The sequence below is a fragment of the Pseudomonas putida genome (genome assembly GCF_050989985.1).
Taxonomy (GTDB): domain Bacteria; phylum Pseudomonadota; class Gammaproteobacteria; order Pseudomonadales; family Pseudomonadaceae; genus Aquipseudomonas; species Aquipseudomonas putida_AI.
Genome location: NZ_CP158815.1, coordinates 5,177,272 through 5,198,958, shown reverse-complemented (window position 1 = coordinate 5,198,958; position 21,687 = coordinate 5,177,272). Strand labels below are relative to the sequence as shown.

Below are 21,687 nucleotides of genomic sequence, written 5' to 3'. Positions count from 1 at the left end.
CAAGAGCAAAACGGGCGCGGGAGTATAAAGCTCCCGCGCCCATTTTTACATGCTGCGCATATTTGACTGGATCAGCGGACCCGCCCATTGGTCAGTGCGATTTCTTCTTTGTCGAAATCATCGACATCGATCACCTTGCGCCGAGCCGCTTCTGCCTCACGTAGCGTTTGCGCCTCAACCGGCTGCAGCACGCCAGCCTCCAGGGCGGTATCGATGACAGGCTCACCGGCGACCGGCCTGACCTGGCCGCTCTTGAGCGCCACGTGCAGCTTCTTCTGCAGGGGTTGCGCGGCACTCAGCAGGTCGCAGGCATGTTGCAGGGCACCTATCGGATCTTCCTTCGATTGCGGACGGTAGCAACCCTGAAGCAGCTCTTCGAGGGCGGGATCGCCCTTGGCGCGACCGATCACCCCGGCGACTGCGGCACCGAGCTTGTCCGACGGCCCTTTGTGGCGACGGCCGAACGGAAACACGATTACCCGCAGCAGGCACGCCAGGACCTTGTTCGGGAAATTGTTCAGCAGTTCATCCATGGCCCGTTCGGCCTGGCCAAGACTTTCTTCCATGGCCCAGACAAACAGCGGCTCCATGTACTGCGGCGTGTCGAGGTCGTTGTAGCGTTTGAGGGCGGCGCTGGCCAGGTACAGGTTGCTCAGAACATCCCCCAGCCGTGCCGACAGGCGTTCACGACGTTTGAGTTCACCGCCGAGCAACATCATGCTGAGGTCGGCCAGCAGGGCGAACGCAGCGGCCTGGCGGTTGAGGGCACGGAAATAACCCTGGCTGATCCTGTCGCCCGGCAGGTGTTCCAGATGACCGAAACCGAGGTTCAGCACCAGCGTACTGGCGGCGTTGCCCACGGCAAAACCGATGTGCTTGAGCAGCAGGCCATCGAACTCGGTCAGCGCCTGATCCTTGTCCTCGCGCCCCGCCAGGGCCATTTCCTTGAGCACGAAGGGATGGCAGCGAATCGCGCCCTGGCCGAAGATCATCAGGTTGCGCGAGAGGATGTTCGCGCCTTCCACGGTGATGCAGATGGGCGCGCCTTGCCACATGCGTCCGAGGTAGTTTTTCGGGCCCATGATGATCGCCTTGCCGCCATGCACATCCATCGCATGGCTGATGCATTCGCGGCCGCGTTCGGTGAGCTGATACTTGAGAATCGCCGACAGCACCGACGGTTTCTCGCCGAGGTCCACCGCGTTGGCGGTGAGCATGCGCGCGGCGTCCATCATCCAGGCGTTACCGCCGATGCGGGCCATTGCTTCCTGAATGCCTTCGAACGCGGCAATCGGCACATTGAACTGTTCGCGAATCTGCGCGTACTGGCCGGTGACCAGGCTGGTGAACTTGGCCATGCCGGTGCCCACCGCCGGCAGGGAAATCGAACGCCCGACGGACAGGCAGTTCATCAACATCATCCAGCCCTTGCCGAGCATTTCCTGGCCGCCGATCAAGAAGTCCAGCGGGATGAACACGTCCTTGCCGGAGTTCGGCCCGTTCATGAACGCCGCGCCCAATGGCAGGTGGCGGCGACCGATGTTTACTCCGGCAGTGTCGGTTGGCACCAGTGCCAGGCTGATGCCCAGATCCTCCTTTTCGCCCAGCAGATGGTCCGGGTCATAGGCCTTGAACGCCAGGCCGAGCAGGGTGGCCACCGGGCCGAGGGTGATGTAGCGCTTTTCCCAGTTCAGGCGCAGGCCGAGGGTTTCCTGGCCTTGCCATTCACCCTTGCAGATGATGCCGGTGTCGGGCATGCCGCCGGCGTCGGAGCCGGCCAGTGGCCCGGTCAACGCAAAGCATGGAATTTCGTCGCCCCGCGCCAGGCGTGGCAGGTAGTGGTTGCGTTGTTCGTCGGTGCCGTAATGCAACAGCAGCTCCGCCGGGCCGAGGGAGTTGGGGACCATCACGGTGGACGCGAGGTCGCCGCTGTGGCTCGCCAGTTTCATCGCCACTTGCGAGTGGGCGTAGGCCGAGAAACCCTTGCCGCCAAACTCCTTGGGAATGATCAGGGCGAAAAAGCCGTTGTCCTTGATGAAGGTCCAGGCCTGTTCCGGCAGGTCCATGGTTTGCCCCAGCTGCCAGTCGCTGACCATGGCGCAGAGCTCTTCGGTCGGGCCATCGATAAAGGCGCGTTCCTCTTCGTTCAGCTGGGCCACTGGATAGGACAGCAGTTTGTTCCAGTCGGGACGACCGCTGAACAGTTCGCCGTCCCACCACACGGTGCCGGCTTCGATGGCGTCGCGTTCGGTTTGCGACATGGGTGGCAGGGTTTTCTGGAACCAGTTGAACATCGGCGCGCTGAAGAATTTGCGCCGCAGATCAGGCAACAACAAAGGGGCCGCCACGACGGCGAGCAGGACCCAGAAAATCAACAACAACCAGCCCGGCGCGCGACTGAGGGCTCCCATGGCCAGCAGGTAGACCGCCACCATGCCCAGGGCGGGCAGCGGGGCGATACGACGGTGGGCTAAATAAGCTATCCCGACAACCAGAACCACTATCCACAACAGCAGCATATTTAATCCTCCGTGAAACCAGGGCAAACCAACCCCAAGAGCTTAGACGGCATCCGCGAAACGGGGTGGTTGGAGCAAGGTGACTGAAAACGTGGGAAACCCACGCTGATTGTGTCGGCCCGAGGGGCGCCGGACCGTGAAGAATCGTTCATTGTGCGGGCGCCAAAGCGTGCACATTTGGCCGAAACGTCGTTATCTGTGTGCTGAACCTCTCGCTAGACTCGGGAGCTAGCCAAGGAGATTGCCCGCATGCACGAGTACCTGAGCCCCGGCCGCTTCATCGATAGTGACCACCCTGCAGTGGTGGAGTTCGCCGAAAAGCATCGAGGCGCCAGTCGCGACCCGGTCGAGCAGGCCGTCAGTCTCTATTACGCCGTGCGCGAGGCGGTGCGCTACAACCCGTACGCCTTCAGCCTCGACCCGCAGACCTTGCGTGGCAGTCATGCACTGGCCACCGGTGAAAGTTATTGCGTGCCCAAGGCCACGTTGCTGGCAGGCGCCGCGCGGCATTGCGCGATACCGGCGCGGATTGGCCTGGCGGATGTGCGCAATCATTTGTCGACGCCGCGTCTGCTTGAGCTGCTCAAGAGCGATGTGTTCGCCATGCATGGCTACACCGAGCTGTATTTGAACGATCGTTGGGTCAAGGCAACGCCGGCTTTCAATCAGGGTTTGTGTGAGCTGTTCAACGTCGCACCGCTGGAATTCGACGGTCTTAATGACAGTGTTTTTCACCCGTTCAATCGCGATGGCGAAAAACTGATGGAGTACCTGGTCGATCACGGCCAGTTCACCGATGTGCCCGAAGCGTTCTTCTTCGAGCACCTGCGCCAGTGCTATCCGCACCTGTTCGGCTCGCAACTGCAACCGCTGCTGGGGGACATGCAGAGCGATTTGAGTCGCGCCTGATCCGGCGTATGCTGCCTGCGCATTCATCAATCGAGAGGCGGTCATGCTGAAGATCTGGGGTCGGAAAAATTCGTCGAATGTCAGGAAACCATTGTGGGCCGCCGAGGAACTCGGCCTCGCCTACGAAGCCATCGATGCGGGCGGCGCCTTTGGTGTCGTGGACACGCCCGAGTATCGCGCCATGAACCCCAATGGCCGCGTTCCGGTGATCGAAGACGACGGTTTCGTGTTGTGGGAATCCAACGCCATCGTCCGCTACCTGATGGCCAAACATGCGGCCGGGACAGCGTGGTTCTCCCAGGATCTGCAAGCGCGGGCGACCGCCGACAAGTGGATGGACTGGACCACCTCCAGTTTCGCCGGCCCGTTTCGCACCGTGTTCTGGGGCGTACTGCGTACCCCGGCGGAGCAACAGGACTGGCCCGCCATCAAGGCCGCAATCAAGGAGTGCGATGCGCTGCTGGCGATGGCCGATCATGCGCTGGCGAACAAACCCTGGTTGTCAGGTGATGAGATCGGCATGGGCGACATTCCCCTGGGCAGTTTTATTTATGCCTGGTTCGAAATGCCGATCGAGCGCGCACCACTGCCTCATCTGCAAGCCTGGTATGCGCGCCTGACCGAGCGCCCGGCGTATCGCAAGGCGGTCATGACCGCGTTGACTTAATACTCACTATCGACACACTTGACTGTACTTGTGTGGCGGCGACAAGCACCATTGTGCTATTGCGCTGCGGTTGCATGGCTCGCCGCCCGCTCATACTTTTTCCTTTCTTCACTTCTTGGTGCGTAAATCCGATATGAGTTCCGCTCTGTCCATCCGGCAGCTAACCAAAACCTACGGCAACGGTTTCCAGGCCTTGAGTGGTATCGATCTGGACGTCGCCGAAGGTGACTTCTTCGCCTTGCTCGGCCCCAACGGCGCCGGCAAATCCACGACCATCGGCATTCTCTCGACCCTGGTGAACAAGACCAGCGGTACGGTGAATATCTTCGGGCATGACCTGGACAAGAACCCGGCCGCGCTCAAGCGCTCGATCGGCGTGGTGCCCCAGGAATTCAACTTCAACCAGTTTGAAAAGACCTTCGACATCGTCGTGACCCAGGCCGGTTACTACGGCATTCCGGCGAAAGTCGCCAAGGAACGCGCCGAGCAATACCTGACCCAGCTGGGCCTGTGGGACAAGCGCGATGTGCCGTCGCGTTCGTTGTCCGGCGGCATGAAGCGTCGCTTGATGATCGCCCGCGCGCTGGTTCACGAACCGCGTCTGTTGATCCTCGATGAGCCGACGGCGGGGGTGGACATCGAACTGCGCCGCTCGATGTGGACCTTCCTCACCGAGCTGAACAAACGTGGCATCACCATCATCCTCACCACCCATTACCTGGAAGAGGCTGAACAGTTGTGCCGCAACATCGGCATCATCGACCACGGCACCATCGTCGAAAATACCAGCATGAAGCAGCTGCTCGGCCAACTGCATGTCGAGACCTTCCTGCTGGACCTGAAGAACGGCCTGGGTGCGCCGCCGCAACTGCTTGGCTATTCCTCGCGGTTGCTCGATGGCCATACCCTGGAAGTCCAGGTGGATAAAAGCATGGGCATTACCGCGCTTTTCACTCAGCTGGCACAGCAGAACATTGAGGTGCTGAGCCTGCGTAACAAGACCAATCGCCTCGAGGAGTTGTTCGTGTCCCTGGTGGAGAAAAATCTGTCGAAGGTGGCGGTATGAGTTCCGAGCTGCGCCCCAACCTCGTCGCCCTGAACACCATCGTTTACCGTGAAGTCCGGCGCTTTACCCGGATCTGGCCGCAGACCCTGCTGCCACCGGCGATTACCATGGTTCTGTACTTCGTGATCTTCGGTAACCTGATCGGCCGGCAGATCGGCGACATGGGTGGCTTCACCTATATGGAGTACATCGTGCCGGGGCTGATCATGATGTCGGTGATCACCAACTCCTATGGCAACGTGGTGTCGAGTTTCTTCGGCAGCAAGTTCCAGCGCTCCATCGAAGAGTTGATGGTGTCGCCGGTTTCGCCGCACACCATCCTGATCGGCTACACCCTGGGCGGCGTGCTGCGCGGGTTGATGGTCGGGATCATCGTGACGCTGCTGTCGCTGTTCTTCACCCATTTGCAGGTGCATCACCTGGGCGTGACCATTCTGGTGGTGGTCCTGACGGCAACGATCTTCTCGTTGCTGGGATTTATCAACGCAGTGTTTGCGCGCAACTTCGATGACATCTCGATCATCCCGACCTTCGTGCTGACGCCGCTGACTTACCTGGGCGGGGTGTTCTACTCGATCTCGCTGCTGCCGCCGTTCTGGCAGACCGTGTCCCTGGCCAACCCGGTGCTGCACATGGTCAACGCGTTCCGCTACGGCATCCTTGGCGTGTCGGATATCCGCATCAGCATTGCGATCACGTTCATGCTGGTGGCGACGGTGATTCTGTATATCGGTTGTGCGCGGTTGCTGGTGAGTGGGCGGGGGATGCGCACTTAAGCAACACCGCGGCGCCTTCAATCGCGAGCAGGCTCGCTCCCACATTGGATCTACGTCGTCATCAGATTTCATTGTGGGAGCGAGCCTGCTCGCGATGGCGTCATTCCAGACGCCATAAAAAACGGCCTCCCAAGCGGAGGCCGTTTTGCATTCTCACATCCGGCGCTGCTTGCGCCGTTTCCACTGCCGCGCAACCCACCAGCGCCAGTACATCATCACCAGGCAATAAGCCAGCGCCCCAAGCACCAGCCCCGTCACCACCGAACCGAGCAGGAACGGCTGCCACAGGGTCGAGAGTTCGCCGCTGATCCATTCCCAGGTCAGCTCATCCGGCAAATGGCGGGCGGGCACGTCCATCAGCCAGGCGCCTGCCTGGTAGGTGCAAAAGAACACGGCGGGCATGGTGATGGGGTTGGTCAGCCAGACCAGGCTGACGGCAATTGGCATATTGCCGCGCACAACGATGGCGAGGACGGCGGCGACCAGCATTTGCAAGGGAATCGGCAGGAACGCCGCGAACAGGCCGACCGCCATGGCGCGGGCAACGGAGTGGCGGTTGAGGTGCCAGAGGTTCGGGTCATGCAACAGAGTGCCGAGAAAGCGTAAGGATTTGTGTTCCCTGATGCTTATCGGATCTGGCATGTAACGTTTGAACAAGCGCCGGGGCATAAGGCTTCTCGGTCGGTTAAGGCGGCAAGTATGTATGGATTCTATGAGTCGCCTATTCAGACTTTGTGACAATTGATAACGGCGGACGTGCAATCGGCCGGCTATGCCTAGGTTCGGAACTCTCCAGGAAAGGCACATGCGCACAGGGATGGTGGCGTTGGCGCTGGGTTTGCTGACCCTGCGTTTTTTACCGGCATTGCCGCCGGTCGGGTTGTGGCTGTTGTTACCGGTAGTGGGTTTGATGTTGCTGCCGTTTCGGTCGTACCCCGTGGCGTTTTTCCTCTTCGGCTTGAGCTGGGCCGGCGCCCAGGCGCAATGGGCGCTGGATGACCGGTTGCGACCGAACCTGGATGGCGAGACTCGTTGGGTCGAAGGGCGCGTCGTGGGTTTGCCTCAGCAAGGCGATGCGGTCGTGCGCTTCGAATTGGCGGACGCCCGGTCACGCCACGGCAGCGTGCCGCAGCGCCTGCGCTTGGCCTGGTACGGCGGACCTGCGGTAAAAAGCGGCGAGCGCTGGCGACTGGCGGTCAAGCTGAAGCAACCAGCCGGATTACTCAATCCCCATGCCTTCGATTACGACGCCTGGTTGCTGGCGCAGCGCATCGGTGCGACTGGCACCGTCAAGGACGGCGAGCGACTGGCCGAGGCGCGGTGGGCCTGGCGCGACGGCATTCGGCAAAGGTTGCTGCAAGTGGACGCTCAGGGGCGGACGGGCATCCTGGTGGCGTTGGTGCTGGGGGATGGTGCAGGGCTCAGTCGTGAAGACTGGCAAGTGTTGCAGGACACCGGCACCGTGCACCTGTTGGTGATTTCCGGGCAGCACATCGGCTTGCTGGCGGGCCTGGTGTATATGTTGATCGCCGGGCTTGCCCGTTATGGCTTGTGGCCAGCCCGTCTGCCGTGGTTGCCCTGGGCCTGCGGCCTGGCCTTCGCTGCCGCTCTCGGATACGGGCTGTTGGCCGGTTTCGAGGTGCCGGTGCGGCGTGCCTGCCTGATGATCGGGCTGGTGTTGTTATGGCGTCTGCGATTTCGCCACCTTGGTGCCTGGTGGCCGCTACTGCTGGCGCTCAATGGCGTGTTGCTAATGGACCCATTGGCCAGCCTGCAACCGGGGTTCTGGTTGTCTTTCGGGGCGGTGGCGGTGCTGATCTTCACCTTCGGCGGTCGCCTGGGGCCGTGGCGATGGTGGCAAACCTGGACCCGCGCCCAATGGCTGATCGCAATCGGGTTGGCGCCGCTGCTGCTGATACTGGGCCTGCCGATCAGCCTCAGTGGGCCGCTGGTGAATCTGCTGGCCGTGCCCTGGATCAGCATGCTGGTGCTGCCACCGGCCTTGCTTGGAACCCTGTTGTTGCCCGTTCCCTATGTGGGGGAGGGCTTGCTGTGGCTGGCCGGCGGGCTGGTCGACTGGTTATTCCAGGGGCTGCGGATGATGGCCGGGCAGATTCCTGCGTGGATACCTGTGACGGTTTCAGGGTGGGTTTGGGCCATGGGGGCAATCGGTGCGTTCCTGCTTCTGCTGCCGCGAGGCGTGCCGCTGCGGCCGTTGGGGTGGCCGTTGCTGCTGATACTGATTGTTCCGCCCAGGCCCTCGCTGCCTGAAGGCGTTGCTGAAATCTGGCAACTGGATGTCGGTCAGGGCCTGGCCATCCTGGTTCGAACCCGCCATCACGCGCTGTTGTATGACGCCGGGCCACGCTTGGGTGGCAGTGATCTTGGCGAGCGTGTCGTGGTGCCGACCTTGCGCAAACTGGGTGTGGACGCTCTCGATATGATGTTGATCAGCCACGCCCACGTCGATCATTCCGGAGGGGCTCAGGCGGTTGCCAGGGCATTGCCGGTGCGACAGGTAGTCAGTGGTGAACCCGAGGAGCTGCCGACTGAACTGCAAGCCGGGGAATGCGAAAGTGGTCGGCAATGGACCTGGGATGGTGTGAGCTTCGAGCTATGGCGTTGGGCGGATGCTCAGGAAAGCAATCCAAAATCCTGCGTTTTGCAGATTGACGCCAGCGGCGAGCGATTGCTGCTGACCGGTGATATCGACGCCAGCGCCGAGCGCGCGCTGCTTGAGAGTCCGCTGGCGGTAAAGACCGACTGGTTGCAGTCGCCACACCATGGCAGTCGCAGTTCCTCCACAACGGTATTGCTCAACGGCTTGCAGCCCAAGGCCGTGCTGATCTCCCGTGGTCGGGGCAATTCGTTCGGTCATCCCCATCCGACAGTACTGGCGCGCTATCGAAAGCGCGGCATGGCCATCCATGACAGTGCGCAGCAGGGTGCCATTCATCTGCAACTGGGGCGTTTCGAGCCGCCGCGGACAATGCGTCTGGAACGGCGGTTCTGGCGCGATCCACCGGCAACTCATGAGTAACCTTCGGCTATCAGAGACCGACCGGATGCGACATCACGGTCTTCGGTCAACTCACCCCCTATGTTAGAGTGGCGCACTTTTTCGAGGGGACTGTCACTGTGTGGGAATTGGTCAAATCCGGCGGCTGGATGATGCTGCCGATCATCCTGAGTTCCATCGCGGCCATGGCGATCGTCGCCGAGCGCCTCTGGACCCTGCGGGCCAGTCGTGTGACCCCGGAGCACTTGCTCGGGCAGGTCTGGGTGTGGATCAAGGACAAGCAACTCAATAAAGAAAAACTCAAGGAACTGCGCGCCAACTCGCCGCTGGGCGAGATCCTCGCGGCGGGCCTGGCCAACTCCAAACATGGTCGCGAGATCATGAAAGAGTGCATCGAAGAGGCCGCCGCGCGGGTCATCCACGAGCTGGAGCGCTACATCAACGCCCTCGGCACCATCGCCGCCATGGCGCCGCTGCTGGGATTGCTCGGTACCGTGCTCGGTATGATCGATATCTTCAGTTCCTTCATGGGCTCGGGCATGGCGACCAACCCGGCAGTGCTGGCCGGTGGTATTTCCAAAGCCCTGGTGACCACGGCTTCCGGCCTGATCGTCGGTATCCCGGCGGTTTTCTTCCACCGTTTTCTGCAACGACGCATTGATGAACTCGTCGTGGGCATGGAGCAGGAAGCCATCAAACTGGTTGAAGTGGTGCAGGGCGACCGTGACGTTGATCTGGCTGGAGGCAAAGCGTGAAGTTCCGCCGCAAGCAACGGGAGAACATAGACATCAACCTGGTGTCGCTGATCGACGTGGTGTTTGTCCTGCTGCTGTTTTTCGTTGTGACTACCACCTTTACCCGCGAAACCCAGTTGCGCGTGGACCTGCCGGAAGCCGTCAGCGGCTCGCCGACCGAGGATCAGTCGAAACAGCTGGATATCGCCATCAGTGCTGAGGGCGTGTTCTCGGTCAACAACCAGATTCTGCCAAAGAGCGACCTGGCGAGCCTGATGGAGGCGCTGCAGAAAGCCTCCAATGGCGACACCAGTCGACCACTGTCCATCAGCGCCGACGGCAAATCCCAGCATCAGTCGGTGATCACTGCCATGGACGCCGCCGGCAAGCTTGGCTTCAGCCACTTGCGCATGACCACAGTCGAGGCGGCGCCTACCGCGCCATGATGGCCATGTCCGATCGATTGCTTGCCGCGTGGTACCAGGGGCATCCGGCCCTGAAGCTGTTACAGCCCCTGGAGTGGTTGTACCGGCGTGTGGTCAACAACAAACGCAAACGCTTCCTGGCGGGCGAGGGTGATATCTATCAGCCGCCCGTGCCGCTGATCGTGGTCGGCAACATCACGGTCGGCGGCACTGGCAAGACGCCCATGATTCTATGGATGATCGAACATTGTCAGCGTAGCGGCCTGCGGGTCGGCGTGGTCAGCCGCGGCTACGGCGCCAAACCGCCTCAGTTGCCGTGGCGGGTCGAGGCCGATCAAGGCGCGGACATTGCTGGCGACGAGCCGCTATTGATCGTCCAGCGCACGGGCGTGCCGTTGATGATCGATCCGGACCGCAGCCGCGCGGTCAAGGCGTTGCTGGAGAGCGAGCCGCTGGATTTGATCCTGTCCGATGACGGCATGCAGCACTACCGCCTGGCCCGCGATCTGGAGCTGGTGCTGATCGATGCCGCCCGTGGCCTGGGGAACGGGCGTTGTTTGCCCGCCGGGCCATTGCGCGAACCGGTCGAGCGCCTGCAAAGCGTCGATGCGGTGCTCTATAACGGTGCCGCGGCGGATCGCGAGGGCGGCTTTGCCTTCCAGTTGCAACCCAGCGCGTTGATCAATCTGCGCAGCGGCGCACGCCATCCCCTCGACCACTTTCCCCCCGGCCAGGCACTGCACGCCGTGGCCGGCATCGGCAACCCTCAGCGTTTCTTCAAGACCCTCGAAACGCTACACTGGCAGCCGGTCCCGCATGCATTTGCCGATCACGCCGAATACAGCGTGCAGGCCTTGAATTTCACCCCGTCATTGCCGTTGGTGATGACCGAAAAGGACGCGGTGAAGTGCCGTGCCTTTGCCGCCGCCGATTGGTGGTACCTGGCGGTCGATGCTGTGCCGTCGCCGGCTTTCGTAGCCTGGTTCGATACTCAGCTGATGCGTCTGTTGCCGGCTCGTCTGTTGCCTTAATCCGTTTTTATCCAGGGAATGCTCATGGACACCAAATTGCTCGACATCCTCGCTTGCCCGGTCTGCAAAGGCCCGCTCAAGCTCAGCGCCGACAAGACCGAGTTGATCAGCAAGGGCGCAGGTCTTGCCTACCCTATTCGCGACGGTATCCCTGTGATGCTCGAAACCGAAGCCCGCACCCTGACCACCGATGAGCGTCTGGATAAATGACCACAGCCTTTACCGTTGTCATTCCATCGCGCTATGCCTCCACCCGCTTGCCGGGCAAGCCGTTGCTGCTGATCGCCGGCAAGCCGATGATCCAGCACGTCTGGGAGCAGGCGAGCAAAAGCAGCGCCCAGCGTGTAGTCGTGGCAACCGACGATGCGCGCATCGTCGAAGCCTGCCAGGGGTTTGGCGCCGAAGTGGTGCTGACCCGCGAAGATCACAACTCCGGGACCGATCGCCTGGCGGAAGTCGCGGCGAAACTGGGTCTGGCCCCGGACGCCATCGTGGTGAACGTCCAGGGTGACGAGCCGTTGATCCCGCCAAGCGTGATCGACCAGGTCGCCGCCAACCTGGCCGCCCACACCGAAGCGCGCATGGCCACCCTGGGCGAGCCGATTGAAGACGTTGAAAGCCTGTTCAATCCCAATGTGGTCAAGGTCGTCAGCGACCTCAATGGCCTGGCCCTGACCTTCAGTCGCGCCACGCTGCCATGGGCACGGGATGCCTTTGCCCAGAACCGCGAGCAGCTTCCGCAAGGCGTGCCGTACCGTCGTCATATCGGTATCTACGCCTACCGCGCCGGTTTCCTGCATGACTTCGTCAGCTGGGGCCCGTGCTGGCTGGAAAACACCGAATGCCTGGAACAGCTGCGGGCGCTCTGGCACGGCGTGCGGATTCACGTCGCCGACGCGCTGATCGCGCCGCCGGCCGGTGTCGATACCGTTGAAGACCTTGAGCGCGTTCGTCGCCTGCTGGAGGCCTGATGCGGGTCCTGTTTGTCTGCCTGGGGAACATCTGCCGTTCACCCACCGCCGAAGGCGTGCTGCGACACAAACTGCGCGAGGCAGGCTTGGCCGAGCAGGTCGAAGTCGCGTCCGCCGGAACCGGTGACTGGCACATTGGCAAGGCCCCGGACAAGCGCAGCCAGGCTGCCGCGAAGTGTCGCGGCTACGACCTGTCGGCCCAGCGCGCCCAGCAGGTTACCCGCGCCGATTTCGCCACTTATGACCTGATCCTGGCGATGGACAACAGCAACCTGCGCAACCTCAAGGCGCTTCAGCCAGCCAAGGGCAAGGCCGAGCTGGACCTGTTCCTGCGCCGTTACCAGTGCGAACTCGATGAAGTGCCGGACCCGTATTACGACGGCGATCAGGGTTTCGAACAGGTGCTGGATTTGATCGAACGCGCTACCGATTCGCTGGTGATTGAACTGAAGGGACGGTTATGAGTTTGCAGCTGCGATCACAGGTATCGCTCAAGCCGTACAACAGTTTTGGCGTGGACGTTCAGGCCCGCCTGTTTGCCGAAGCCCATAGCGACGCCGATGTACGGGAAGCCCTGGCTTACGCACAGGCCCATGACGTGCCGTTGCTGGTGATTGGTGGTGGCAGCAATTTGTTGCTGACCGCCGATATCCCGGCGCTGGTGCTGCGCATGGCCACCCGCGGGATTCGTGTGCTGAGCGACGATGGCAGCAAGGTCGTGATCGAGGCCGAGGCCGGCGAGCCATGGCACCCGTTTGTGCAGCACACCCTGGTGCACGGCTTGTCGGGTCTGGAGAATCTCAGCCTGATCCCTGGCACTGTCGGCGCGGCGCCGATGCAGAACATCGGCGCCTATGGGGTCGAGATCAAGGACGTGTTCGCCGGTCTGACCGCTCTGGATCGCCAGAGCGGTGAATTGCGCGAGTTCAGCCTGGAGGAATGCAACTTTGCCTACCGTGACAGCCTGTTCAAGCAGGAGCCGGGACGCTGGTTGATTCTGCGCGTGCGTTTCAGACTCGATCGCACCGCGCACTTGCATCTGGATTACGGTCCGGTGCGCCAGCGATTGACCGAGCAAGGCATCGAGCATCCGACGGCCAGCGATGTCAGCCAGGCCATTTGCAGCATCCGCAACGAAAAACTCCCGGATCCCGCGGTGCTCGGCAATGCCGGCAGTTTTTTCAAAAACCCGTTGGTGCCGGCGGCGCTGGTTACGCAGCTCAAGGGCCAATACCCGGATCTGGTGGCATACCCGCAAGCCGACGGGCAGATGAAACTGGCCGCCGGTTGGCTGATCGAGCGGGCGGGCTGGAAGGGTTTCCGCGAAGCCGATGCCGGCGTGCACAAGCTGCAAGCGCTGGTGCTGGTCAATTACGGCAGCGCCACCGGGCTGCAATTGCTCGACCTGGCGCAGCGAATCCAGAAAGACATTTCAGAACGTTTCCAAGTCGATCTGGAAATGGAGCCGAACCGGTATTGAGGCTACGCTTTCTAGGTTCAATCCAAAGCCCTGCACTGATGCCAAGTGCAGGGCTTTTTTGTTAATGCTGGGTTAACTTAGCGAGCTAACGATGCAATGCTTTGTTCCATCAAAGGCCCGGTGCAGACGTTCCCGTCGGCACAAGAGAGCCTCCTTAGCCTGAGTCGATCTGCGTGATGCCAACCGCCGGACTTCGGCGGCAGATTGCTCGACCCCATAAACCAATACTATGCGGGCGTGCCCATGATTACCCTGAAGCTCAATGGTCAAGACCATCAACTCGATGTCAGCGAGGACATGCCCCTGCTGTGGGCTATCCGCGACGTGGCCGGTTACAACGGCACCAAATTCGGCTGCGGCATGGGCCTGTGCGGTGCCTGCACCATTCATATCGAAGGCGCTCCGGCGCGCAGCTGCATCACCCCGATTGGTTCGGTGGTCGGCCAGAACGTCACCACCATCGACAACCTGCACGCCGACCCGGTAGGCAAGGTCGTGCAGCAAGCCTGGCTCGATACCGCCGTGGCCCAATGTGGTTACTGCCAGGGCGGGCAGATCATGTCTGCCACGGCGTTGCTCAAGACCAACCCGAACCCGAGCGATGAACAGATCGAAGAGGCGATGGTCGGCAATATCTGCCGTTGCGGTACCTACAACCGCATCAAGACCGCCATTCGCCAGGCATCCACTCACCTGAAGGAGGCCAAGGCATGAGCCGGTTACCGAATGATTTCGCCCTGAGCAATCTCAGCCGGCGTGGTTTCCTCAAAGGGGTGGGGGCCACGGGCGCCCTGGTGATTGCCGCGAGTTGGGGCTGGCAGGACGTGTTCGCCGAAGAGAAGGAAAAGAAATTCGGTGCCGATGGCATGCCCCACGGCTGGGTCGATGATCCCAAGGTGTATGTCAGCATCGCCACCGATGGCTCGGTGACTGTGGTTTGCAACCGTTCGGAAATGGGGCAGGGCGTGCGCACCAGTCTGAGCATGGTCGTGGCGGATGAGCTGGAAGCCGATTGGGCGCGGGTCAAGGTGCGTCAGGCGCCAGGCGACGAAGCCCGCTACGGCAACCAGGACACCGACGGTTCACGCAGTATGCGCCACTGGTACGAGCCGATGCGCCGTTGCGGTGCCGCCGCGCGGACCATGCTCGAGCAGGCCGCTGCCGAACAGTGGAAAGTGCCGGTCGGCGAATGCCATGCGCAACTGCACAAAGTCGTACACAAACCTTCCGGTCGCGAGCTGGAGTACGGCGCCCTGGCGACTGCCGCCAGCGCCCTGGCGGTACCGGCGCGTGACAGCCTGAAGCTCAAGATGCCCTCGGAATTCCGCTATATCGGCAAGGAAGGCAACAAGGCCATCGATGGCGACGACATCGTCAACGGTCGCGCGGTGTACGGTGCCGATGTGCATTTCGACGGCATGTTGTTTGCCGCCATTGCCCGGCCGGCGGTGTATGGCGGCAAGGTGAAAAGCTTCGACGGCTCGGCGGCGATGAAGGTCCCCGGCGTGGTCAAGGTACTGCAGATCGAGAGCCGTCCGCTGCCTTCGGAGTTTCAGCCGCTGGGCGGTATCGCCGTCGTGGCGAACAATACCTGGGCTGCGATCAAGGGGCGCGAGGCGCTGAAAGTCGAATGGGATGACGGTCCCAACGCCAGTTACGACTCGATCGCCTATCGCAAGGAACTGGAAGCTTCTTCGCTGAAACCCGGCAAAGTCGTGCGCAATACCGGCAACATCGAAGAAGCCATGAAAAGCGCCGACAGCACGCTGACGGCGTCCTATTACCTGCCGCACCTGTCGCAATCGCCGATGGAGCCGATGGTCGGCATCGCCCGCTTCAAGGACGGTGTGTGCGAGGCCTGGGGGCCGAGCCAGGCGCCGCAGGTGACCCGCGAGCGGATTGGCGAGCGCCTGGGTTTGCCGTTCGATAATGTGACCTTCAATGTCACCTTGCTGGGCGGTGGTTTCGGGCGAAAATCCAAGCCGGACTTCATCATCGAGGCGGCGATCCTGGCCAAGGAGTTTCCCGGCAAGGCGGTGCGGGTGCAGTGGACCCGTGAAGACGACATCCATTGCTCGTATTTCCACACGGTATCGGTCGAGCACCTCGAAGCCAGCCTGAACAAGGATGGCCTGCCATCCGGCTGGTTGCACCGAACGGTGGCGCCGAGCATTACCGCGCTGTTCGCACCGAACATGAATCACGAGGCGGCTTTCGAGTTGGGCATGGGCTTTACCAACATGGCTTACGCGATCCCCAATATTCGCCTGGAAAACCCTGAAGCGGCGGTCCATACCCGCGTGGGCTGGTATCGCTCGGTGTCGAACATTCCTCACGGTTTTGCGATTCAGAGCTTCATTGACGAGTTGGCACACAAAGCCAAGGAAGACCCGCTCAAGTATCAGATCAAGTTGCTCGGCCCGGATCGGCAGATCGATCCGAACACCTTGAGCGATGAGTGGAACTACGGCGAATCTCCCGAACGTTATCCAATCGACACCGGGCGCTTGCGCACTGTGCTGGAAACCGCCGCCAAGGCCGCCGGTTGGGGGCGCCAGTTGCCGAAGGGGCGAGGCCTGGGTCTGGCGGTGCATTACAGCTTCGTGACCTATGTCGCGGCGGTGATCGAGGTCGAGGTCAAGGACGATGGCACCTTGATCGTGCACAAGGCTGACATTGCCGTGGATTGCGGTCCGCAGATCAATCCCGAGCGGATTCGCGCGCAATTCGAAGGCGCCTGCGTCATGGGCCTGGGCAACGCGGTACTGGGCGAGATCAGCTTCAAGGACGGCAAGGTCCAGCAGGACAACTTCCACATGTACGAAGTGGCGCGCATGAACCTGGCGCCGAAGGAAGTTGCCGTGCATCTGGTCACGCCACCGGGCAATGTGCCGTTGGGTGGCGTCGGAGAACCGGGCGTACCGCCGATTGCTCCGGCGCTGTGTAACGCGATCTTCGCCGCCACCGGAAAACGCATCCGCGACCTGCCGGTTCGTTACCAGCTCCAGGGCTGGAACAAGGCCAGCGCCTGATGGACAGCGCCGATCTGAATGTCCTGCGCAGCGTGCTGGAGTGGCGCCGCGCAGGACAGCGGGTGATGCTGTACAGCGTGGTCCAGACCTGGGGCACCGCGCCCCGGGCCCCTGGCGCCATGCTGGCGTTGCGCGAGGACGGTGTAGTGATCGGGTCGGTGTCCGGCGGTTGTGTCGAGGACGACCTGATTGCGCGGTTGCATGACGGTCGTATCCCGGCTGACGGGCCGCCGGTGCAGTTGATCACCTATGGTGTAACCCGTGAGGAGGCGGCCCGCTTCGGGTTGCCTTGTGGCGGCACCTTGCGCCTGACCGAGGAGCGCGTCGGTGATCCGGCATGGGTCGCCGATTTGCTGGCACGTTGCGAGGATCATCAGATCGTCGCGCGCTCGCTGGATATCGCAACGGGTGAGGTGGTGCTGCAGCCGGCCAACAAGACCGACGTGCTGACATTCGATGACAAGACCTTGCGCGCCATTTACGGCCCGCGTTGGCGATTGTTGCTGATTGGCGCGGGGCAATTGTCCCGCTATGTCGCCGAAATGGCCCGGTTGCTGGATTTCGAAGTGCTGATCTGCGATCCCCGCACCGAGTTCGTCTATGGCTGGGAAGAACAGCACGGCCGGTTTGTCTCGGGTATGCCGGACGAGGCGGTGCTCAACATCCAGACCGACGAGCGCACGGCGATCGTCGCCCTGACCCACGATCCACGCCTGGATGACATGGCTTTGCTCACCGCCCTCGATTCCAGGGCCTTCTATGTCGGTGCGCTGGGCTCGCGGGTCAACAGCCAGAAGCGTCGGGACAATCTGGGCCAGCTGGGCTTGTCGCCGCAGGCTATCGCGCGGCTGCACGGCCCGATCGGCCTGCACATCGGCAGCCATAACCCGGCGGAAATCGCCTTGTCGCTGATGGCCGAAATCGTGGCGATCAAGAATGGCGTCGAACTGAAGCAGAAAAAGCCGTTGCGGGAGAGTGTATGAGTGCGTCAGTGGGCGTCGTCGTATTGGCGGCAGGGCAGGGCAGCCGCTTCAGGCAGGAGGCGGGTGCCGACAGGGACAAGCTGTTGGCGAACTGTACCGGGCGCGATGGTGCCGTTCGTTCGGTGATCGAGCAGGTGCTGGTGAGTTTGCCGGCTGATCTGGGAAGGCGCGTTCTGGTAACCACCGAGGATCGCCCGCAAGTGATCCGCATGGCCCAGGCATATGGGTTCGAGATCGTGCTGATTGAGTCGACCGGCATGGGCGATAGCATCGCCGCCGGGGTCGCGGCCTGTGCGCAGCTTGACGGATGGTTGATCGTGTTGGGGGACATGCCGTTCATCCTGCCATCGACAGTCGAACAAGTGGTGGCGGGGATTGCCGATGACGGGATCAGTGTTCCGGTGATCAATGGCGAGTATGGCCATCCAGTAGGGTTTGGGCGTGCGTTTGGGCCGGGATTGATGGGGTTGTCGGGGGATCGTGGGGCCAAGCCGTTGTTTGCGTCGGCCAGAGTGGTCGAGGTTGCGGTGGATGATGCCGGGGTTTTGTGGGATGTGGATGTGCCTGAAAAGTTGATCTTCGAGTCGTAGATCACTTGTGGGAGCGAGCCTGCTCGCGAAAGCGTCAGATCAGTCAGTCTATTTGTTGAATGTGAAACCGCTTTCGCGAGCAAGCTCGCTCCCACAGGGGGATTTAGTCAGTAGAAATGAAAAAGCCCCGCCTGGCATCACCAGGCGGGGCTTTTTATAGGCTTTTGGAATCAGACGAGAGGTTTGGTCTCGTGTTCTTTTTCCTGGGCCTGTTCGTTTTGCTCTGCGGCTTCCTGAACGGAGCGCGGTGCTTCGTGGATCACCGACTCAGCCGGCTCGGCAGCAACTTCGGCAGCCGGGGCAGGTGCTGCCTCGACCACATCGGCAGCAACCGGTGCTGGCTCAGCGACAACCACTTCAGCCTGAGCGGCAGCGGCAGCCAGTTCGGCTTCCTTCTGCAGGCGCTCTTCTTCACGCTTGCGACGACGCACTTCACGCGGATCGTTCGGTGCGCGGCCACTTGGCGTCAGGGCGCTGACAGGAGCGGCTGGTGCCACTGGAGCAGGCACTTCGGCAACCACCGGTGCTTCAACCACTGGTGCTGGCTCGGCTGCGGCAACCACTGGCTCGGAGACGATTGCTTCAGCCACTTCGGCCGGGGCCGGAGCTTCGACAACGGCTGGCTCGGCGACCCAGTTGAACGCGGTTTGCTCTTCGCGAACTTCACGAACAGCTTCAGTCACGGTCTCGACTACCGGCTCGGCGGCCACGGCTGGTGCCTCGGCAACGACGGCAGGCTCGGCAGCTGCTTCAACCACTGGTTGGGCTTCAGGTGCTGGTGCCAGTTCGACTTCCGGCGAGGCAGTCACTTCGACCAGGGTGGTGGCTTCAACGACTGGCGCTTCTACCGGAGCAGTTTCCAGGGTGGCGGCAGTGGCGCGTTCCGCTTGCTCGTTGGCTTGTGCTTCGGCTGGAGCACTGATCACGGTGCTGGCAACGGCAGCAGTCACTGCCAGGCCGGCGGCCAGATCGGCAGCGCTTGGCGCTTCGCCGTTGGCAGTGGTCTCGCCAGCTTCGGCGGATTCGGACTCTTCCGAACCTTCGATCACGTTGCCGTTGGCATCACGCTGACGTTCGCGACGGTTGCTGCGACGACGCTGACCGCGGGAGCGACGGCGTGGACGATCGCCTTCGGCGCCTTCCTGACCTTCTTCCTGCAATTGCTCTTCGTTGGTTGGCAGCTCTTCTTCGGCTGCGGCAGCAGCGGCCTGCTCGGCACGCGGTTGACGCTCTTCACGCGGTGGACGTGGAGCGCGCTCTTCGCGAGGCGGACGGGCTGGGCGTTCTTCCGTGGTAGCGGCGGCTGCCGGGGCGGCATCCAGAGGCTCACGCAGTTCGCGTACGCGTTCTTCACGTTCGCCACGCGGCTTGCGGTCTTCGCGTGGAGCGCGCGGTGCACGTTCTTCACGAGGTGCGCGTGGTGCGCGTTCTTCGCGAGCTACCGCTGGGGTTTCCTCGCGGGATTCTCGTGGCTGGCGCTCTTCGCGCGGTTCACGTGGTGCGCGCTCTTCACGCGGTGCACGTTCTTCACGAGGCTTGCGCTCTTCATCGCGGCGACCGTTACGGTTGCGGCTTTGCTGGCGACCGTTGCGACGCTCTTCGTTGCGGGCTGGACGCTCGACAACCGGTTTTTCGACCACTACCGGTGCGGCAGGCTCTTCCTTGGTGGCGAACAGGCTGACCAGCGACTTCACCAGGCCTTTGAACAGGCTTGGCTCTGGTGCGGCGACAGGCGCGGCAACCGGAGCCACGACTTCGGCCGGAACCGGAGCGTTGGCACGGGCTGGAGCGGTCTTGACCGCGGCTTCCTGGCGAACCAGGGTGCGGGTCGCTGCGGATGGCTGGACTTCTTCCACTTCGGCAGCGGCAGCAGCGATTTCGTAGCTGGACTGGTTGGTGGCGGCTTCCGGGTTGTCATCGCGCAGGCGCTGAACTTCGAAATGCGGGGTTTCGAGGTGATCGTTCGGCAGAATGACGATGCGCGCGCGGGTGCGCAGTTCGATCTTGGTGATCGAGTTGCGTTTTTCGTTGAGCAGGAACGCGGCCACCGGGATCGGCACCTGGGCGCGAACTTCGGCGGTGCGGTCCTTCAGGGCTTCTTCTTCGATCAGGCGCAGGATCGCCAGCGACAGCGATTCAACATCGCGGATGATGCCGGTGCCGCTGCAACGCGGGCAAACGATGCCGCTGCTTTCACCCAGGGATGGACGCAGGCGCTGACGGGACATTTCCAGCAGGCCGAAGCGCGAGATGCGGCCAACTTGCACGCGAGCGCGGTCGGCTTCCAGGCATTCGCGGACTTTTTCTTCCACGGCGCGCTGGTTCTTGGCAGGGGTCATGTCGATGAAGTCGATGACGATCAGGCCGCCGATGTCGCGCAGGCGCAACTGACGGGCGATTTCTTCGGCGGCTTCAAGGTTGGTCTGCAGGGCGGTTTCTTCGATATCGCTGCCTTTGGTGGCGCGCGCCGAGTTGATGTCGATGGACACCAGGGCCTCGGTCGGGTCGATAACGATGGAGCCGCCGGAAGGCAGTTCGACGACGCGCTGGAAGGCGGTTTCGATCTGGCTTTCGATCTGGAAGCGGTTGAACAGTGGAACGCTGTCTTCGTACAGCTTGATCTTGCTGGCGTACTGCGGCATCACCTGGCGGATGAAGGTCAGGGCTTCGTCCTGGGCTTCAACGCTGTCGATCAGCACTTCGCCGATGTCCTGGCGCAGGTAGTCGCGGATGGCGCGGATGATCACGTTGCTTTCCTGGTAGATCAGGAATGGCGCGGAACGATCCAGCGACGCTTCTTTGATGGCGGTCCAGAGTTGCAGCAGGTAGTCGAGGTCCCACTGCATTTCTTCGCTGCTGCGGCCCAGGCCGGCAGTGCGCACGATCAGACCCATGTCGGCCGGGGCAACCAGGCCGTTCAGGGCTTCACGCAGTTCGTTGCGCTCTTCGCCTTCGATGCGACGGGAGATGCCACCGGCACGCGGGTTGTTCGGCATCAGCACCAGGTAACGACCGGCCAGGCTGATGAAGGTGGTCAGGGCTGCGCCCTTGTTGCCACGTTCTTCTTTCTCGACCTGAACGATGACTTCCTGGCCTTCGCTCAGGACGTCCTTGATATTGACGCGGCCTTCGGGGGCTTTCTTGAAGTATTCGCGGGAGATTTCTTTGAGGGGCAGGAAGCCGTGGCGCTCAGAGCCGAAATCGACAAAGGCAGCTTCGAGGCTTGGTTCGATGCGAGTGATCCGGCCTTTATAGATGTTGGCTTTCTTCTGCTCGCGTGCACCGGATTCGATGTCCAGGTCGTAGAGGCGCTGGCCATCTACCAGTGCAACACGCAACTCTTCGGGTTGAGTTGCGTTAATCAGCATTCTTTTCATGTAGTACCGTCGGTTTCCGGGCTGCCGGAAACGGCGTTCGGCACACACGACTTCTCACGGTCGGTGTCAGGTGCGTCGGGAGTGGTTGGCCATTCCCGTGTCCAGCGA

General features: G+C 61.9%; 19 protein-coding genes. 16 read left to right on the top strand and 3 right to left on the bottom strand.

The window, feature by feature from the left end; genetic code table 11:
• Positions 1-71 precede the first annotated feature (71 nt).
• The gene (locus ABTV29_RS23785; RefSeq protein WP_433767074.1) at positions 72-2,519 is read right to left on the bottom strand and encodes an acyl-CoA dehydrogenase; all 2,448 of its coding nucleotides are present in this window, start codon (positions 2,517-2,519) and stop codon (positions 72-74) included.
• Between the two features lie 249 nt (positions 2,520-2,768).
• Between ABTV29_RS23785 and ABTV29_RS23780 the strand changes: the two genes are divergently transcribed.
• From ABTV29_RS23780 to ABTV29_RS23765, 4 genes are all read left to right on the top strand, one after another.
• Positions 2,769-3,428, top strand: a complete 660-nt coding sequence (locus ABTV29_RS23780; RefSeq protein WP_433767073.1) for a transglutaminase-like domain-containing protein — start codon at positions 2,769-2,771, stop codon at positions 3,426-3,428.
• Positions 3,429-3,471: 43 nt separating this feature from the next.
• Positions 3,472-4,095, top strand: coding sequence for a glutathione S-transferase family protein (locus ABTV29_RS23775; RefSeq protein WP_433767072.1), 624 nt, complete (start codon positions 3,472-3,474; stop codon positions 4,093-4,095).
• A gap of 133 nt (positions 4,096-4,228) precedes the next feature.
• Positions 4,229-5,161: an ABC transporter ATP-binding protein gene (locus ABTV29_RS23770; RefSeq protein WP_433767071.1), complete on the top strand. Its 933-nt coding sequence runs from the start codon at positions 4,229-4,231 to the stop codon at positions 5,159-5,161.
• Positions 5,158-5,937 (top strand): ABC transporter permease, encoded by a 780-nt coding sequence (locus ABTV29_RS23765; RefSeq protein ID WP_433767070.1) that lies wholly within the window; start codon positions 5,158-5,160, stop codon positions 5,935-5,937. The genes ABTV29_RS23770 and ABTV29_RS23765 overlap by 4 nt, the downstream gene beginning before the upstream one ends.
• Before the next feature lie 153 nt (positions 5,938-6,090).
• Here the strand turns inward: ABTV29_RS23765 and ABTV29_RS23760 are convergent, their stop codons facing one another.
• Complete coding sequence (locus ABTV29_RS23760) at positions 6,091-6,606, bottom strand: DUF2062 domain-containing protein (protein WP_433767069.1); 516 nt, start codon at positions 6,604-6,606, stop codon at positions 6,091-6,093.
• Positions 6,607-6,742: 136 nt separating this feature from the next.
• On the opposite strand from ABTV29_RS23760, the gene ABTV29_RS23755 reads away from it, so the two are divergent.
• From ABTV29_RS23755 to ABTV29_RS23700, 12 genes are all read left to right on the top strand, one after another.
• Positions 6,743-8,977 carry a DNA internalization-related competence protein ComEC/Rec2 gene (locus ABTV29_RS23755; protein ID WP_433767068.1) on the top strand — a complete coding sequence of 745 codons (2,235 nt, stop codon included), beginning with the start codon at positions 6,743-6,745 and terminating at the stop codon, positions 8,975-8,977.
• A gap of 98 nt (positions 8,978-9,075) precedes the next feature.
• Entirely contained in the window at positions 9,076-9,711 is a 636-nt protein-coding gene (locus tag ABTV29_RS23750; protein ID WP_433767067.1) for a MotA/TolQ/ExbB proton channel family protein, read from the top strand.
• Positions 9,708-10,136 (top strand): ExbD/TolR family protein, encoded by a 429-nt coding sequence (locus ABTV29_RS23745; RefSeq protein WP_433767066.1) that lies wholly within the window; start codon positions 9,708-9,710, stop codon positions 10,134-10,136. Before ABTV29_RS23750 ends, ABTV29_RS23745 begins: the two co-directional genes overlap by 4 nt.
• Complete coding sequence (gene lpxK, locus ABTV29_RS23740) at positions 10,136-11,146, top strand: tetraacyldisaccharide 4'-kinase (RefSeq protein ID WP_433771991.1); 1,011 nt, start codon at positions 10,136-10,138, stop codon at positions 11,144-11,146. Before ABTV29_RS23745 ends, lpxK begins: the two co-directional genes overlap by 1 nt.
• A gap of 24 nt (positions 11,147-11,170) precedes the next feature.
• Positions 11,171-11,356 carry a Trm112 family protein gene (locus ABTV29_RS23735; protein WP_007945752.1) on the top strand — a complete coding sequence of 62 codons (186 nt, stop codon included), beginning with the start codon at positions 11,171-11,173 and terminating at the stop codon, positions 11,354-11,356.
• On the top strand, positions 11,353-12,117 hold the full coding sequence (gene kdsB / locus ABTV29_RS23730) for a 3-deoxy-manno-octulosonate cytidylyltransferase (RefSeq protein ID WP_433767065.1): 765 nt from the start codon (positions 11,353-11,355) through the stop codon (positions 12,115-12,117). Before ABTV29_RS23735 ends, kdsB begins: the two co-directional genes overlap by 4 nt.
• A complete protein-coding gene (locus tag ABTV29_RS23725; protein ID WP_433767064.1) occupies positions 12,117-12,581 on the top strand; it encodes a low molecular weight protein-tyrosine-phosphatase in 465 nt (154 codons plus the stop codon). Before kdsB ends, ABTV29_RS23725 begins: the two co-directional genes overlap by 1 nt.
• Positions 12,578-13,597 carry a UDP-N-acetylmuramate dehydrogenase gene (murB, locus tag ABTV29_RS23720; protein WP_433767063.1) on the top strand — a complete coding sequence of 340 codons (1,020 nt, stop codon included), beginning with the start codon at positions 12,578-12,580 and terminating at the stop codon, positions 13,595-13,597. The genes ABTV29_RS23725 and murB overlap by 4 nt, the downstream gene beginning before the upstream one ends.
• Before the next feature lie 243 nt (positions 13,598-13,840).
• Positions 13,841-14,311 (top strand): (2Fe-2S)-binding protein, encoded by a 471-nt coding sequence (locus ABTV29_RS23715; RefSeq protein ID WP_110966941.1) that lies wholly within the window; start codon positions 13,841-13,843, stop codon positions 14,309-14,311.
• Positions 14,308-16,629, top strand: coding sequence for a molybdopterin cofactor-binding domain-containing protein (locus ABTV29_RS23710; protein ID WP_433767062.1), 2,322 nt, complete (start codon positions 14,308-14,310; stop codon positions 16,627-16,629). Before ABTV29_RS23715 ends, ABTV29_RS23710 begins: the two co-directional genes overlap by 4 nt.
• Positions 16,629-17,612, top strand: coding sequence for an XdhC family protein (locus ABTV29_RS23705; RefSeq protein ID WP_433767061.1), 984 nt, complete (start codon positions 16,629-16,631; stop codon positions 17,610-17,612). Before ABTV29_RS23710 ends, ABTV29_RS23705 begins: the two co-directional genes overlap by 1 nt.
• The gene (locus ABTV29_RS23700; protein WP_433767060.1) at positions 17,609-18,202 is read left to right on the top strand and encodes a nucleotidyltransferase family protein; all 594 of its coding nucleotides are present in this window, start codon (positions 17,609-17,611) and stop codon (positions 18,200-18,202) included. Before ABTV29_RS23705 ends, ABTV29_RS23700 begins: the two co-directional genes overlap by 4 nt.
• Before the next feature lie 170 nt (positions 18,203-18,372).
• Here the strand turns inward: ABTV29_RS23700 and rne are convergent, their stop codons facing one another.
• Positions 18,373-21,579, bottom strand: a complete 3,207-nt coding sequence (gene rne, locus ABTV29_RS23695; RefSeq protein ID WP_433767059.1) for a ribonuclease E — start codon at positions 21,577-21,579, stop codon at positions 18,373-18,375.
• Positions 21,580-21,687 lie beyond the last annotated feature (108 nt).